The sequence below is a fragment of the Pseudomonas sp. 9.3L genome, from assembly GCF_058536285.1.
This window is the reverse complement of the sequence record NZ_JBZUBK010000001.1, coordinates 1,936,932-1,952,513: the sequence shown is the minus strand read 5'-3', so window position 1 is coordinate 1,952,513 and position 15,582 is coordinate 1,936,932. Positions and strand designations below refer to the sequence as shown.

General features: G+C 62.3%; 8 protein-coding genes. 5 read left to right on the top strand and 3 right to left on the bottom strand.

Annotated elements, in window-relative coordinates; all coding sequences use genetic code 11:
- Nucleotides 1-24 precede the first annotated feature (24 nt).
- Nucleotides 25-1,992, top strand: a complete 1,968-nt coding sequence (locus tag AC4LE2_RS08915) for a DNA topoisomerase III (RefSeq protein ID WP_491825407.1) — start codon at nt 25-27, stop codon at nt 1,990-1,992.
- A 73-nt stretch (nt 1,993-2,065) separates the two neighbouring features.
- On the opposite strand, the gene AC4LE2_RS08910 is transcribed toward AC4LE2_RS08915, so the two are convergent.
- Together AC4LE2_RS08910 and AC4LE2_RS08905 are read right to left on the bottom strand one after the other, a co-directional pair.
- Nucleotides 2,066-2,302 (bottom strand): DUF6021 family protein, encoded by a 237-nt coding sequence (locus AC4LE2_RS08910; protein ID WP_491825406.1) that lies wholly within the window; start codon nt 2,300-2,302, stop codon nt 2,066-2,068.
- 75 nt (nt 2,303-2,377) lie between these two features.
- A complete protein-coding gene (locus AC4LE2_RS08905; RefSeq protein WP_491825405.1) occupies nt 2,378-6,556 on the bottom strand; it encodes a PAS domain-containing hybrid sensor histidine kinase/response regulator in 4,179 nt (1,392 codons plus the stop codon).
- 309 nt (nt 6,557-6,865) lie between these two features.
- Between AC4LE2_RS08905 and AC4LE2_RS08900 the strand changes: the two genes are divergently transcribed.
- Nucleotides 6,866-7,075, top strand: coding sequence for a hypothetical protein (locus AC4LE2_RS08900; RefSeq protein ID WP_491825404.1), 210 nt, complete (start codon nt 6,866-6,868; stop codon nt 7,073-7,075).
- Nucleotides 7,076-7,110: 35 nt separating this feature from the next.
- Here AC4LE2_RS08900 and treA read toward each other — a convergent pair whose 3' ends face one another.
- On the bottom strand, nt 7,111-8,739 hold the full coding sequence (treA, locus tag AC4LE2_RS08895; protein ID WP_491825403.1) for an alpha,alpha-trehalase TreA: 1,629 nt from the start codon (nt 8,737-8,739) through the stop codon (nt 7,111-7,113).
- A gap of 288 nt (nt 8,740-9,027) precedes the next feature.
- On the opposite strand from treA, the gene AC4LE2_RS08890 reads away from it, so the two are divergent.
- From AC4LE2_RS08890 to AC4LE2_RS08880, 3 genes are all read left to right on the top strand, one after another.
- A complete protein-coding gene (locus tag AC4LE2_RS08890; RefSeq protein ID WP_491825402.1) occupies nt 9,028-9,516 on the top strand; it encodes a GNAT family N-acetyltransferase in 489 nt (162 codons plus the stop codon).
- Between the two features lie 157 nt (nt 9,517-9,673).
- Nucleotides 9,674-13,825 (top strand): CheR family methyltransferase, encoded by a 4,152-nt coding sequence (locus AC4LE2_RS08885; RefSeq protein WP_491825401.1) that lies wholly within the window; start codon nt 9,674-9,676, stop codon nt 13,823-13,825.
- A 45-nt stretch (nt 13,826-13,870) separates the two neighbouring features.
- Nucleotides 13,871-15,508 carry a methyl-accepting chemotaxis protein gene (locus AC4LE2_RS08880; protein ID WP_491825400.1) on the top strand — a complete coding sequence of 546 codons (1,638 nt, stop codon included), beginning with the start codon at nt 13,871-13,873 and terminating at the stop codon, nt 15,506-15,508.
- The last annotated feature ends 74 nt before the right edge of the window (nt 15,509-15,582 follow it).

Here is a 15,582-nt window from a genome sequence, read left to right as displayed (position 1 = left end):
GAGGTCTGGCAATGGGTGAGTGAGATGCGGCTGTTCCTGTGTGAAAAACCGTCCCAGGCAAGGGACATCGCCAAAGTGTTGGGGGCCACCGGCAAGGGAGACGGTTGCCTGTTAGGCGCCGGGGTAACTGTAAGTTGGTGCATTGGTCACTTACTCGAAACCGCGCCCCCCGATGCCTACGATCCACGTTACAAGCAATGGAGCCTGGATCACCTGCCTATCGTGCCCGAGCAATGGCGCATGCAGGTCAAACCCAAGACAGCGAGCCAATTCAAGGTGGTCAAGCGCCTGCTAGGGCAAGCCCATGAAGTGGTCATCGCAACCGATGCCGACCGCGAAGGCGAGATGATCGCCCGTGAGCTGCTGGACCACTGTCGCTATAAGGGCGCAGTACAACGGCTGTGGCTGTCGGCGCTGGACGATGCCTCCATTCGTAAGGCACTGGCTGCCCTGCGCCCTGGCGCCGCTACCTTCAGCCTGTACCACTGCGCCTTGGGGCGGTCGCGGGCGGATTGGCTTATCGGCATGAACTTGAGCCGACTGTTTACCCTGCTTGGGCGACGCTCGGGGTACCAGGGCGTGCTGCCCGTGGGCCGGGTGCAAACCCCTACCCTGCGCCTGGTGGTCGACAGGGACCGTAGCATCGAAGCGTTCGACCCCAAACCGTGGTGGGGCATTGACGTACACCTGGAAGCGCCAACGGTCCCCAAGAGGGCCAGGCAATCGGCTGCAGCCAGACCGAGTGCGGCCGGGACTTTTCTCGCCCAGTGGAAAGCGCCGGTGGAAGTCAGTGATGACGAGGGGCGCTGTGTGCAGCAGCCGGTCGCCCAGGCAGCAGCCACTAAACTCGCAGCCGCCGCCACTGCCAAGGTACGGGAGGTACGCACCGAGCGAGTGAAAGAAGGCGCTCCCCTACCCTTCGACCTGGGTACCCTGCAGCAGGTGTGCTCCCGCAGGCTTGGCCTGGGGGCACAAGAGACCCTCGACATCGCCCAAGCGCTCTACGAAACCTACAAAGCCATTACCTACCCGCGCAGTGATTGTGGCTACCTGCCCATCAGCCAACACGGCGAAGCCAAGGTGATTCTGCCGCGGCTTACGGGCGCAGATACCACCCTGGCTGCCCTTTCAACCTACCTGGACCCTTCACGCCGCTCACGGGCGTGGAACGACGCCAAGGTGTCGGCGCACCACGGCATCATTCCCACTGCCGCTGTTCCTACGCTGTCGCGCTTGCCCTCGAAACATCAGGCGGTCTACAGCCTGATACGCGCCCGTTACCTGGCGCAGTTCCTGCCCGACCACACCTACGACCGCACCCGCGCCACCTTCGAGTGCGCAGGCGAGACCTTGCAGGCCGTGGGTAAACAGGTGCTGGACCTTGGCTGGAAGCGCGCCCTGCCCGAGGCGCTGGCGAGCCAACCAGGGCGAGAGCCGCCACAAATGCTGCCCCTGCTTGAAGCAGGTAGCGCCTGCCCTGTGCGCGATGTGCAACTCAAGGACAACTGGACTCAACCGCCCAAGGCATTTACCGAGGGCGACCTGATCAGCGCCATGAAAAATGTCGCTCGGCTGGTCGATGACCCAAAGCTTAAGCAGAAGCTAAAGGACACCACCGGCATCGGCACCGAAGCCACCCGCGCTGGCATCATTCAAGGGCTGTTGGACAGGGGCTATGTGCAGAAGGCGGGAAAGGCCCTTCAAGCCACGCCGGCCGGCCGTGGGCTGGTAGACGCCGTGCCTAAAGCCATCACCGACCCCGGTACGACCGCCATCTGGGAGCAGGCGCTGGACATGGTGCAAAGCGGAGAAATGTCGCTGGACGACTTCCTCGCCCGGCAGTCTGCCTGGATGGGCAAGTTGGTAGAGCGCTGCCGCGGCCTAAACGTGGTGATACACGGCCAGGCCCCTGCGCCTGCATGGGGCAAAAAACGAAAGGCTAGCGGTTCGCAACGCACCACCCCCCGCAAAAAACGCCCTGCCAAACTGTAGCAGCCCGCCTTGGCGGTGCTGCTTCAATACGGTGTGGGGCCTGTCGCCGCCAAGGCAGGCTGCCACAGCGTGCTTACTCAGGTTCGCCGTCGTACGGCGGGTAGCTGTCACCCTCGGCGCGCTTGTTGGCGTCATCTACAGGCCCTGCAGGAGGCTTTGCGGGGTGAGTTGGGTCTACCTGAGGGTCAGCCAGGTCAGGGGACTCTTGGTCGAACCCCAGCGAATCGTCATCTGGCGTGTGCTGTGCGCTGAGCGTGTTAGCCCCTTCAGGGAGGGTGCGATGCGGTGAATCCTTGCCTTCGATAGCCATGATGATCTCTTTTATCTAGGAACCTAAGGGCTTTGAGGCCCATGCCGTGGATTGGTGCCCGTTAAATACCAGGGATCAGTCCAGCCGTGCCTGCATCTGCGCCTCGCTGGTCTCCAGCAGCGCCCTCAGCTCTCGCGCCGCTTCGCCAGTGGCCAAGGCGTTGACGGTGTCGCTGTCGCCCCGCTCCAGGGTGGCCTCCAGCTTGCCGGCACGGGCAGAGAGCGCTTTGGCACCGATGTTGGCCGCACTGCCTTTAATGGCGTGAAAGATCGCCCGGGCAGCGGCACGGTCGCCACTGGAGGCCACGTCTTCCAGGCGCTGAAGCAGCTCGCGCGTGTCAGTAGCAAAAATCGCTAGCACATTGCGCAGCAGTTCCAAGTCACCGCCAAAGCGGCCCGTCACCGTTGGCCAGGCCTCTAGCAGCCCCTCCGCTACGGGGGCAGGCAGTGCAGGCGCAGGCTGGGTGCGGCCGCCATTGACCCAGTTGTCCAGGCAGGTCACCAGGCCCGCGAGGTCTACCGGCTTGCTGAGGTGATCGTCCATACCGGCGAGCAGGCAGGCGTGGCGGTCCTCGGTAGAGGCGTTGGCTGTCATGGCGATGATAGGCAGGCTGGTAAAGCGGGCATCGATACGGATCCTGCGCGTGGCTTCGAGGCCGTCCATTTCAGGCATCTGCACATCCATCAAGACCGCATCGTAGGTATTGGGCGCATTGTCCAGGGCTGCGATGGCTTCATACCCATTGCCCGCCAAGGTAACGTTCGCGCCTTCCAGGTGCAGCAGGCCGCTGGCCACCTGCCGATTGACCGCATTGTCTTCCACCACCAACACATGCAGCCCGGCCAAGCGTTTAGGCTGGCGCTCTGGCGGCAGCGGAAGTGGCGGCATGGCGCGGCCCTCTACCACCCCCAGTACGCAGTCGCGGAGCTGACGTGGGGTCACCGGTTTGCTAAGGGTGGCAGCGAACAGCTCCCGATGGGCCGACGGGGTGAGCAGGGACAGGCGGTCTGCGTACGCCGTCACCATAATCATGTGCGGCACTTGCCCCTCGGGTAACTCTGCGCGTAACTGCCGCGCAGTGGCGACGCCATCCAGCTCCGACATCCGCCAGTCCATCAGTACTACGTCATAGGGGGCAGCAGTGCCCGCCACGCGGCGTACCCGCTCGACCGCTTCCCGGCCGGACAGCGCATACTGGCCTGTCCAACCCAAAGCCTGCACGGTGCGCGACAGCACGTCAGCGCTGGTAGGGTTGTCGTCGACCACCAACAGCCTCAGCGGTAAACGCCGCCCTGGCAAGGGCAGCGGCACTTCGCCGCCGTCCTGTATTCCCAGGGGTATGTCAAACCAGAACCGGCTGCCCACGCCTACTTGGCTTTCCAAGTGGATAACACCGCCCATGAGCACCACCAGGCGGTTGCTGATCACAAGCCCCAGCCCGGTGCCGCCAAAGCGCCGGGAGGTGGAGGTCTCGGCCTGGCTGAAGCCTTCAAAGATGCGCCCCTGCTGCTCGGCACTGATGCCAATACCGCTGTCGCTGACGCTGAACCGGAGGGTCACGTGCCCGTCTTCCTGATGCACCACGCTCAGCCGGATCACCACCTCGCCACTGAGGGTGAACTTCAGAGCATTGCCCACCAGGTTCACCAGTACCTGCTTGAGGCGCAGCGAATCGCCCACCAACATCGACGGCACGTCGGGGTCGATGTCGAACACAGCCTCGACATCCTTGCCCCCCTGGTTACCGGCGATGATAACGGCAAGCTCGGTGAGCAACTCATCGAGTTCAAAGGTGTGGCAGTCAAGCTTGAGCTTGCCAGCTTCGATCTTGGAGTAGTCAAGAATGTCGTTAAGCAGCTCGAGCAGTGAACGCGCCGCCTGCCGAGCCTTGGCCACGTAATCCCGTTGCTGGGCGTCCAGCACGGTGCGTTGGGTCAACTGGAGCATGCCCAGCACGGCATTGAGAGGTGTGCGGATCTCATGGCTCATGTTTGCCAGGAAGGCCGACTTGGCAGCGCTGGCTTCATCGGCGCTCGCCTTGGCCTGGCGCAGGGTTGCTTCGATTTCCTGTTGTAGGGTGATGTCGCGGTTGATGCCCGTAACCCGAAGCGGCTTGCCGTCGGCGTCCAGCTCAACCCGGCCGCCGGCCTGGATATGGCGAATCTGGCCATTGGGCAAGAGCGCCCGGAACATCATGGTGTAAGGCTCCTGCCGCTCCTGCAGGCCGCTCATGAAGGATTCACAGCGGGCTATATCATCCGGGTAGAGGCAGCGCAGCCAGTCCTCATAGTACAGCGGGCGCTCCGGCTGTGAGGGTGCCAGGCCGTACAGCTCGTACATGCGGCTGTTCCAGCTAAGCGAACTGTCGCCGAGGTTATAGCTCCAGATGCCCAGCTCTGCCGCATCGGCAGCCAGCAGCAGGTGGTCGCGCGCGGCCAACAGTTCGTTGCGCTGCTTGATTTCGCTGCTGATATCAGTGACCACGCACACGAATACCCGCGCATCGCCGCTGTGCTTCATGCCCACCGACACACGCGCCGGGAAGGTGCTGCCGTCTTTGCGCAAGCCATGGATTTCCTGGCTGCGCGAGAAGGGCGCGGTGCGCTCGCCGCTATGGGCCACAAAGCGCTCATAGGCCGGCCACTGGTGCTGAGGGATCAGCCGTGTCACATGCTGGCCGATAATTTCCGCCGCCTCATACCCAAATACGCGGGTGCTGGCCGGGTTGAACGACAACAGCGTGCCAGCCCTGTTGATGCTCAGTACGGGGTCGATCACGGTGTCGAGGATTGCCTGAGTCGTGGCCTGGCTGTCCTGCACCTGCTCTTTGAGGGCTTCGTTCTGGCCTTCGATACGGGCGGTTTGCGCTTTTTGCAGGGTGATATCACGGGCGGTTACCGAGGCCCCGATGATTTGGCCGTTGATGCCATGCACGGGGGATGAGGTGATGTCCACTTGCAGCAGCCGGCCACTCTTATGGATACGCACTGTCTCGAAATGCTCGGACGATTCGCCCTGGGCCACCCGCACCAGCATCGCAGCCTCTTCGGCCGCGCGGTCCTCTGGCACGATTAGCGAAGTGATAGGCCGGCCAATCGCCTCACTGGCAACAAAGCCGAACAGCTGCTCGGCGCCTCGGTTCCAGCTACTGATAACCCCTTCGAGGGTCTTGCCAACGATCGCGTCGGAGGTGCTTTCAACGATGGCGCCCAACTCCATCCGCGCATAGGCAATTTCTCGCCGCTGCGCCCGGCTCACCGCAATGGCCCCCGCGAGGCCTGCGAGTACCAGGCTAATCAGCAGGCCGCCCAGCCACAGGTACGCGGGCGCAATAATGCCCTGGCGGGTAATAAAGGTTGGGGTCACGCTAAATTCAAAGCGCCACTGACGGCCGAACATGTCGTGCTCGACGTGCCGTGCATACAGCGCCGGGGCGGGCGCGCGGTCACTGTGGTTGTCAAAGAAGATCACGGGCAAAGCGTCGCCGCCGGAGAGGTCTGACAATTGGACGTGTAGCAATTGGTTGTCGATGCGCAGCCCTTGCAACACCTCGCTCATCAACAGCGGCGCATAGCTCATGCCGATAACCTGTTCACGTCGGGCCTCAACCGTGGCGGGGGTCTTGGGGCCTTGGTAGATCGGCATCAGCATCAGGAAGGATTGCTGCGGCTTGGACTGCTCCTGCATCAGGGTGATGGGCTGAGTCAGTCGCACCTCACCGGTATCCACAGCCTCCTGCAGCGCTTTGCGTCGATGAGGCTCGGAGGCAATGTCAAAGCCTAATGCATTGCGGTTGCCTTGATTGGGCTCTATGTACTGGATGAACCACCTGTCGCCGTCGTGAGGGCCCAGGCTGCTGGTGGCGAAACCCGGCCCACTGTCGGTACGGGCCTTTGCCAGGAAGGCCGCTTCGCCGCCACCGGGCACTCTGCGCACAAAGCCAAAGCCCCTCGCGCCGGGGAACTCCACGTCGATATCACGGGACTCGGCGTAGCGCTTGAACAGCGATTTACTCAGGCTCGCCTCACCGGCCGTCAGCACCGCGCCGCGTACGCCCCTGAGGCCGTACTGGTAGAGCTGCACCCGATTGAACACCGCATCGGTCGTGTCCTGAACAATGTCGTCCACGGCTTGTTGCACCCGTGTTTGATTAGCCTTGGCCATCAGCCAGGCGCACCCTGCCGACAAAATCAGCCCGATGATCAGGGTGACCAGTGCGGTGGGGTAGAAACTGGAACGCGTCCGTGTGGTCATCGCGCTTCTTCCCTAGGGGCTTTGGAGAACGCCCTGCCCAATGTGTTCAGGATAGCCTCCTACAGCGCACAACAGCATGGTGAAGATCACAGCAGGCTACCGATGCTGAACGGTTAAACAGGCTCAACCGCCCGCCATTCCGTCGTATTATCAGCTATGCACTACAGCGGTGCGTCTGTCGAGACTCAAAGAGTAGAACTGGGTCACACTTCCTGCAATCTGTTACTCAGAGGGCTGAACCTCCTACCCCGACCACAGTCTCTTTGCTGACGCGCCAAACGGCGTGGTTGTTCGCCCGGAGTATGAACGATGCCGCTGCCCGCTTTATTTCTCAATGCTGTGTTTTGTACCAGTGAAGCACACACCACCTGCATGCCGCCTCAGTTTGTATGGGCCGCTGAAAGCTTTGTTCGTCAAGAGACGCGCATCGAGCAGTGCACCACCAAGGCCGCTGAACTCAATGCACGCCGTGACGACTTGTCCGTCCTGTATCGCTGCGACACCACCAAAGGCGTCTAGCGTCTCCAGCGGCACCTGCCCCCAACTGCGCAGGTTCACGGTCGGCCAGGGCCGTAAAGCCGAAGCAACACCAGCGTCACGCCGTTGGTCCAGCCGAAGCCATCCTGCAAGGCATACTCGCCCCCGCCGCCGCCCTTGCCCCCTTCGATATCGTACTTCTCCACCAGCTTGCCCTCATGGGCATACAAGTGCTGAACCTGCGCCAGGAAGCGCTCGCCAAGGGTACGCGCCAGTGCCTCATGCCCATAGGCCCTGAGCCCCTCTACAGCGATCAACTGCAAAGGCGCCCAGCCGTTAGGGGCGTCCCACTGCTGGCCATTGGTGACCTCCGTGGTGGCAAGCCCCCCCGGCCGCAACAACCGTTGGCCGACGCACGCTGCAACCTGAGCCGCTCGCGCCGGGTCGGCGAGCCCTGCGTACAACGGGTAGAGGCTGGCCGCTGATAGCCTGGCGCTCAGTTGTTGAGGGGCCCAGTACAGATCAGCGTAGTAGCCTGCGGGGTGCCAGAGGTGCTGCTCCACCGCCGTCTGCCGGGCGGTGGCCAGGCGCTCATAGCGTTGATGGCAGGCACTTCGCCCTACGCGGTCACAGGCCTTGGCCAGCGTGCGCTCCAGATGGAACATCAGGCTGTTGAGGTCCACCGGCACCAAGGCGGTGGTGCAGATGCTGGCCAGTGTCTGGCCGTCTGCCAGCCAGCGCGAAGAGTAATCCCAGCCGCTCTCCGCGCCAGCGCGCAAGTCGCGGTACACCTGCGCCGCAGGCCGGTGTGGTGCCAGCGCGGCGGTTGCGCGGTCCTGCGCCCAGGACTCCTGACGTGGCGTGTCGTTGGCATCCCAATAGCGATTGAACAGGCTGCCGTCCGCCAACCTGACCACATGGCGAACCGCTTCCCCCGGCTTGAGATCATCGGCGCCCTGCATCCAATAAGCATGTTCTTGCTCAAGCTGCGGCAGGTAGCGCGCATAAACGCTCTCCCCCTGCAACCCCGCCAGCAGGTCAACCATGTAGGCAAAGAAGGGTGGTTGTGAGCGGCTGAGGTAGTAGGTGCGGTTGCCGTTGGGGATATGGCCGTAGGTGTCGATCAGGTAAGCGAAGTTCGCCACCATGTCGCCCACCTGGGCGGCGCGCCCGCCCTCCGCCAGCCCCACCATGGTGAAGTAGGAATCCCAGTAGTACATCTCGCGAAAACGCCCGCCGGGCACTACGAATGGCCGTGGCAGCGGCAGCAGGCTGCTGTAGGCCGGCACCTGTTCGAAATGACGGCTCAGTACCGGCCATAAGTCGTTGATGTGCGTACCCAGGTCGGCGCCGGCCCGCGGTGGCTGCACATCAGCGGTGCCAGCCTGCTCGAAGTTTGCCTCAATGAAGGCCTTGAGGTCGAAACCCGGTTGGCCCTTATGGGCCTGGTAGACAGCGCGAATCTGGGCCGGCGGCCGGCGCGGCAAAGCGTCCACAAAGTGTTTCTGGTCGGTGAACAGGTTGCTGTGCTGCACGGCTAGAAACAGCTCGGGGTACGCCAGGTCGGGCGGCAGCTCGCGGCCGGGTTTCACACCGTGCCAGGACCACAGTGGGCATGGCTCGGCACGGCATGCATCCGCACACGCTGCTACCCTGGCCAGGTTGACCGACGCCGCCAGGGCGGTAGCACGAAGGGGCGATGACATCGGTACTCCTTGCAGGGAATGCGGGCACCAAGATCGACCGGCAAAGCGCCGGGTGGTTCGCCGGAGATTTACGAAGAAATGTTCAGGCGGGGCTAGTGCATCAGGCGCTCCAGGGCACCGGCCAGCCCCTCGGCCATCTGCCGTTGCCAGCACAGCATGTAGGGGTTGGCCAGTAGGCAGTCTTGCCATACGAAACTGCGGATGATCACGTTATAGCCTAGCCAGCGCAGGGGCTAGGGCGCGCTACTCGTGGCAAGATGGCAACCGACGCCAGAGGAAACGCGGCTCATGATCACCCAACTCACACCCTACTCAGCACTCACCGCGCAGCAGGCGGAAACGCTCAAGCGCCTGCGGGTCACCCCTGAACAGCAAGGGGCCTGCGGGCGAATCGAGGACGCGCTGTACACCCTCGCCCAAGGCCCCGCTCACGCCGTGACCGGATGGGCGCTGGTAGCGGACGGCCAGCCCCGTGCCTTTCTGTTACTCATGCGCGCCCCTTGCTTACCCCCGTGGGCCGCGCCTGGAGCGGCCTTGATGATGTCTCTGCAAGTTGACTACAGCTATCAGCACCAAGGCCTAGGCAGGGCGTGCTTACAGGCCCTGCCAGGCGCTGTGCACGCGCATTGGCCAGAAGTGACCCACTTGGTGTTGTCAGTGGCCCCTGATAATACGGCCGCCAATGCGCTGTACTTGAGCGAAGGCTGGGTGACGCGCGGTAATGGCCACCGAGCCCGTGTGGGCTATGAACGTCAGTATGTGTTGGGCCTGTCTTAAGCAGCGGGTGTCTTGAAATTTGACTAAGCTCAAAGTTGGAGCCAAGCTGATCGGCAGCCTGGCCTTAGCAGTGCTCACCGCAGGCTGCCGTTTACAGGACGTTGACGAGCGCTTCTGCTCACGTCACGCCGCCCTTTAATCTGGAAAGGCGTGTTACATGGCCACCCCCCCTAAAGCCTCACCCCTGCCTCAACGGGCGAGCATCGTCCCGAGCGACCTTCCCTTTCCCGTGGTGGGCATCGGTGCCTCGGCCGGCGGCCTGCAAGCGGTTCGCAGCTTCTTCGAGCACATGCCCAGCGACCCTGGCATGGCCTTTGTGGTGGTGCTGCACCTGTCGCCGCACCACCAGAGCATCGCGGACCGGATCATTCAGGAATCCACCCGCATGCCGGTGCAGCAGGTCACCCACCCCGTGCCTATCGAGCGCAACCATGTGTACGTGATTTCGCCTGGCCTGCAACTGGTGATGAACGACGGTTACCTGAGCGTGATCTCCCCCCTGCCTCGACGCGGCGGGCATGTGGCGATTGATCTGTTCTTCCGTGACTTGGCCGAAGTGCACAAGACCCAGGCCATGTGCGTGGTGTTGTCCGGCACGGGCACTGATGGCGCCGTGGGCCTGTCACGGATCAAGGAGCAAGGGGGCATTGCACTGGCGCAGAGCCCGGACGATGCCGAGTACGACGGCATGCCGCGCAACGCCATCGACAGCGGCTTCGTGGACTTCGTGTTGCCCGTGGTGGACATGCCAGACAAGCTGCTGGAACTGTGGGCCAACATGCAACACATCGCACTACCCGACGCCGCCGTAGCCGCCAGCACGGCTAACGACTACACCCCTCAGGACGCCACCTCCGACGAGCACTTCATCCAGGACATCCTGTTGCAGCTGCGTTCGGCCACCGGGCATGATTTCCGCCACTACAAGCGTGCCACGGTGCTGCGGCGCATTGAGCGCAGGCTTCAGGTCACCGCTCAAGCCAACCTGAAGGCCTACTACGCCTACCTGCTGGAGCATGCCGAAGAGACCAAAGCCCTGCTGGGCGATATGTTGATTGGCGTGACCAATTTCTTCCGCGACCGGGACGCCTTCGAAGCCCTTGAGCGGGATATTCTGCCGGCGCTGGTCGCAACCCCTGCCATAGGCCAGGCCCGAGAAGAGCTGCGGATCTGGTCCGCGGGGTGTTCCACGGGTGAGGAAGCCTACTCTTTAGCCATGCTGGTGGCCGACCAACTGCAAATAGAAGGGGCCTCTACCAAGTTTCAGGTGTTTGCCAGCGACATCGACGAGCGCGCTATCACGGTGGCCAGGTCTGGGAGTTACCCCGCTGCGATCGTCACGGATGTGCCCCCTGCCCGGCTGCGGCAGTATTTCGTGAAAGAAAACGACCGCTACAAGGTACGCAAGGAAATACGTGAGCACATGCTGTTCGCCCAGCACAGCTTGCTGACCGACCCGCCGTTCTCGCAGATGGACCTGATCGTGTGCCGCAACCTGCTGATCTACCTGGATCGGGACGTGCAGCGAGAAATCCTCAACACCTTCCACTTTGCCTTGCGCCCGGGCGGCTACCTGTTCCTGGGCTCCTCGGAATCCGCCGACTTCTGCTCGGACCTGTTCGCCCCACTGGACAAGAAGAACCGGATCTTCCGCGCCCGCGCCGCGACCGGTGCGACATGCCGCCCCGCCGCCATGCCCCGCAATGGCTACGTAAAAATGCCGCCCGTCACGGCTGCCGAGCCCGGTGCTCCCCGCAAGCAGTCGGTGCATGACCTGCACCGGGGGGCTATCGAACGGTTCGCGCCGCCTAGCCTGATCCTTGATCCGCAGGGTGACATCCTGCACATGACCGAAAGCGCAGGCGTGTTCTTGCGCCATGCCGGTGGCGAGCCGTCTCGCAATTTGCTCACGCTGATCCAGCCCGACCTGCGCCTGGATTTTCGCACTACACTCTTTCAGGCCCAGCAAAGCCATCAGCGCTCTACGTCACGTGCCATGCCCTTCAATACGGCCAGCGGCCATCCGCTGGTGCAAGTGGTCATCGAGCCGCACCGAGACCCAGGCACCGATGAAGAGTACCTGTACGTGGCGTTTCAGCCTGTAACGGGTGAAAGCCAGGGCGCGGCGCAACGCTCCGGTAGTGCGGCCGAAAACACCGTGATCGCGGCCCTGGAGAACGAGCTTCACCGGGCCAAAGTGCATTTGCAGGAGACCATCGAGCACGCCGAACTCTCAAGCGAAGAGCTCAAGGCGTCCAACGAAGAAATGCAAGCGGTGAATGAGGAACTGCGCTCGGCCACCGAGGAGCTGGAAACCAGCAAGGAAGAGCTGCAGTCCATCAACGAAGAGCTGCTCACGGTCAACCATGAGCTGAAAACCAAGGTCGAGGAAACCGACAAGGTCAATGACTACCTCACCAACCTGATCGCCTCCACGGACATCGCCACAGTGTTCGTCGACCGGGCTATGCGCATTAAATGGTTCACGCCCAGGGCCACCGACATTTTCAGCATGCTCCCGGTGGACACCGGGCGCTCTCTGCTGGACATCACTCACCGGCTGAACTACCCCACCCTGGCGCGAGACGCCGAAACCGTGTTCGACACCCTGTCGATTATCGAGCATGAGGTCAGCAGTAACGACAACCGCTGGTACATCGCCCGGCTATTGCCTTACCGCTCCAGCGAAGACCACATCCATGGCACGGTGCTGACCTTCATCGACATCACCAAGCGCAGGGCGGTGGAGGAGAAATTCCGGGCCGAAGAGGAGCGCCTGCGCCTGGTGGCCGAAAGCACCCGAGACCACGCCATCTTCATCATGGATGAGCACGGTGTGATCACCGACTGGTACAAGGGCGCCGAGCTGCTGTTTGGCTACCCTCGGGCCGAGGCTGAAGGCCGCACGCTGGACTTCCTCTACACCGAAGAAGACCGCGCCAGCGGTACGCCCGAGGCCGAATTGCGCACCGCGCAAGAAACCGGCCGTGGCGAGGACGAGCGCTGGCATGTACGCAAGGACGGTACGCGGGTGTTCTGCAGCGGCGAAGTGACGGCCATGTGCAGCGATGACCTTAAAGGCTTCGTGAAAATCGCCAGGGATGTGACCGGCCAGCGGCAATTGAACGAAGCGCGTTCCCAGCGGCTGATGGAAAGCCAGCTGAACAACCAGCTCAAGGATGAGTTTTTCGCGGTCATGTCCCATGAGCTCAAACACCCACTGAACCTGATCCAGCTCAACAGCGAGCTGCTTCAGCGTATACCGGCGTCAGTAGTCAGCCCGCCGGTACGCAAAGCGATCACGGTGATCCGGGAAGCGGTCAAGGGCCAAGCCAGGATCATCGACGACCTGCTGGACGTGGCCCGGGTACAGACCGGGAAGCTGAACCTCGATTGCCGCCCCATCGACCTGGCCAAGGTATTGAGCGACATCAAAACGCTGGCTGCGCAGTCAAACGCCGACCGGGTGATTACCCTTGATCTGGCGCCGGCCGACGGGGAGCTGTTGATTTCGGCCGACCTCACCCGGCTGGAACAGGTGATCTGGAACCTGATCAGCAACGCGATCAAGTTCACCCAAAGTGGCGGCCACATTCAGCTTCGCGCCTGGGCCTGCGACCCCCGTGCCTGTATGGAGATCATTGACGACGGCGCGGGCATCGACGCAGCCTGCCAGGACAAAATCTTCGACCTGTTTGGCCAGGCAGGTAACCAGCGCAGTTGGCAGGAGCGCCAGGGGCTGGGCATCGGGCTGTCACTGGTCAAGCAGTTGGTCAATGCCCACGGTGGCGAGGTACAGGTGCGCTCTGCGGGCCTGGGTCATGGCGCAACCTTCAGCCTCACGTTCCCACTGATCGCGCCGGCAGGCATGCCAATAAGCGTCCTGCCTGAACAGGCTGCGCCCAAACTCGCTGGGCTCAGCCTGTTGCTGGTGGACGATGACCCGGATGTGCTCGAGGTGCTCCAACTGTTGCTGGAGACTGAAGACGCCATCGTCACGGCGTTCTGCGAACCGCAGGAGGCCCTCGAATGGGCGAAGGCGGCAACCGCTGATGTAGTGATTTCTGACGTAGGCATGCCCGGCATGAATGGCCACGAACTGGTGCGCGCCCTGCGTGCACTGCCAGGGTGGCGCACGGTGCCGGCCGTCGCACTCACAGGGTTTGGCGAAGCGAACGATCCGCTGGGCGAGCACGCTTCACCCTTCACCCACCGCCTCAGCAAACCGGTGGCCTTCGATGCATTGGTCGAAACCCTGGCCGGTGTACGCAGCGCGCTGGGTAAGCTCAGGCACAGGGCCACAGGCTAAAGATTCTGGGCCGGAGGGCGATAAGCCTAGGAACCCCAACCCAGGATGGCCCTCATGTTACTTAGGAAGCTAAACCTAGCCTCTCGTTCTGCCGTGTGCTTCGGCTTCTTTTGCCTAATGATTGCGGCCACCGGCTTACTGGGGTTGCGCCAGGCGTCCCTGCTCAACGACGCAGAAAAATTTGTCGAAACCAACGTGGTGCCCAGCGTAAAGCTGCTAGGGCAAATTGACCGGGAATTCGTCAACATTCGGGCTAACAACGCGCGTTTACGCAACCCTATCGAACCGGAGGACAGAAAAGCTAAATCGCTCACTGATGTCCAGCAGGCGCGGCAAACCATTACCGGCTTTGTAAACGGGTTGGATGGCCTGATCGTTACGCCACAGGACCGTGAGGCCTTCGTCGAGTTCACCCAGGCGCAGGCGCGTTACAACAAGGCGCAGGATGAGTACCTGGCCTCGGTTACCCAGGGGCAGCTTGAAACCGCCGTGGCTATTGCCAACGGCGAGATGAAAGACGCTGCGGCAAGCGTGGATGGGTCACTCAAGAAACTCATCGCGGTTAATGAGGCCAAGGCTCAAAGTGCTGGCGAAAACGCGCAAGCCACCTATCAGGCGACGCTGTGGGCCGTAGGGGTCTTTATCGCGCTCGGCGTATTGGCTTCTTTGATCCTGGCCATGCTGTACACCCGCAGCCTGGCTGTACCGATTGGGGAATCCTTGAGCATCGCCGAGCGCATTGCCGCCAATGACTTGGGTAAAGACATCAAGCTTGAAGGCTCGGACGAGCCCGCCCGCTTGATCGCAGCCCTTGCCAAAATGCAAGCCAACCTGCGCAGTGCGCTGTCGCTGATCGGTGACTCCTCTACCCAACTGGCCGGCACCTCGGAAAAGATGCACGCAGTGACCGAAGGCGCTTCTCGAACCCTTCAGCGCCAAAGTAACGAAATCGAAATGGCAGCCACGGCAGTCAACGAGATGAGCGCTGCGGTGGAGGAAGTGGCCAGCAACGCTGGCTCCACGTCTGAACTCACGTCTCAATCGACCACGGCGGCGATGGCCGGCCGGACTCAAGTGGACGACACGGTAAGCGCCATTAACCAGATGGTGGCCAATGTACGTACCACCTCCACCGAGGTTCAAACCCTGGCGACCATGGCCACGGACATCAGCAAGGTGCTGGATGTGATCCGTGCGATCGCCGAACAAACCAACCTGCTGGCACTGAACGCTGCCATCGAAGCGGCACGCGCCGGTGAAGCCGGCCGGGGCTTTGCGGTGGTCGCTGACGAGGTACGAGCCTTGGCGCACCGCACCCAGCAATCGACGCAGGAAATCGAGAAGATGGTGGGGTCGATCCAGACCGGCACGAACAACGCAGTCTCCTCCATGAAGCAAACCAGCGAACAAGCGCAGCGAACCCTTGAGATGGCCCACGGTGCCGGTGCGGTACTGGTCGGCATCACCGATGCCCTGAACCAGATCAACGAACGCAACCTGATGATCGCCACCGCTGCCGAAGAACAGGCACAGGTTGCCCGTGAAGTGGACCGCAACCTGGTGAGCATTCGCGACCTGTCCAGCGAGACCTCAGAAGGCGCCAGCCAAACGGCCATCGCCACGGCAGAGCTGTCGAATCTGGCGTCGGGCTTGAGCCGCTTGACCAAGCAGTTCAAGGTATAGCCTATTCCCAGGCAGTAACCGGGGCGATCGCCTCGGCCTTATCGTAGGAGCTGGCTTGACGCCCTGACGTTGGG

What these genes read in the sequence shown, in the direction of transcription:
- AC4LE2_RS08915 (WP_491825407.1), top strand. Translation starts at nt 25, where the DNA reads ATGCGGCTGTTCCTGTGTGAAAAACCGTCCCAGGCAAGGGACATCGCC.
- AC4LE2_RS08910 (WP_491825406.1), bottom strand. Translation starts at nt 2,302, where the DNA reads ATGGCTATCGAAGGCAAGGATTCACCGCATCGCACCCTCCCTGAAGGG.
- AC4LE2_RS08905 (WP_491825405.1), bottom strand. Translation starts at nt 6,556, where the DNA reads ATGACCACACGGACGCGTTCCAGTTTCTACCCCACCGCACTGGTCACC.
- AC4LE2_RS08900 (WP_491825404.1), top strand. Translation starts at nt 6,866, where the DNA reads ATGCCGCTGCCCGCTTTATTTCTCAATGCTGTGTTTTGTACCAGTGAA.
- treA (WP_491825403.1), bottom strand. Translation starts at nt 8,739, where the DNA reads ATGTCATCGCCCCTTCGTGCTACCGCCCTGGCGGCGTCGGTCAACCTG.
- AC4LE2_RS08890 (WP_491825402.1), top strand. Translation starts at nt 9,028, where the DNA reads ATGATCACCCAACTCACACCCTACTCAGCACTCACCGCGCAGCAGGCG.
- AC4LE2_RS08885 (WP_491825401.1), top strand. Translation starts at nt 9,674, where the DNA reads ATGGCCACCCCCCCTAAAGCCTCACCCCTGCCTCAACGGGCGAGCATC.
- AC4LE2_RS08880 (WP_491825400.1), top strand. Translation starts at nt 13,871, where the DNA reads ATGGCCCTCATGTTACTTAGGAAGCTAAACCTAGCCTCTCGTTCTGCC.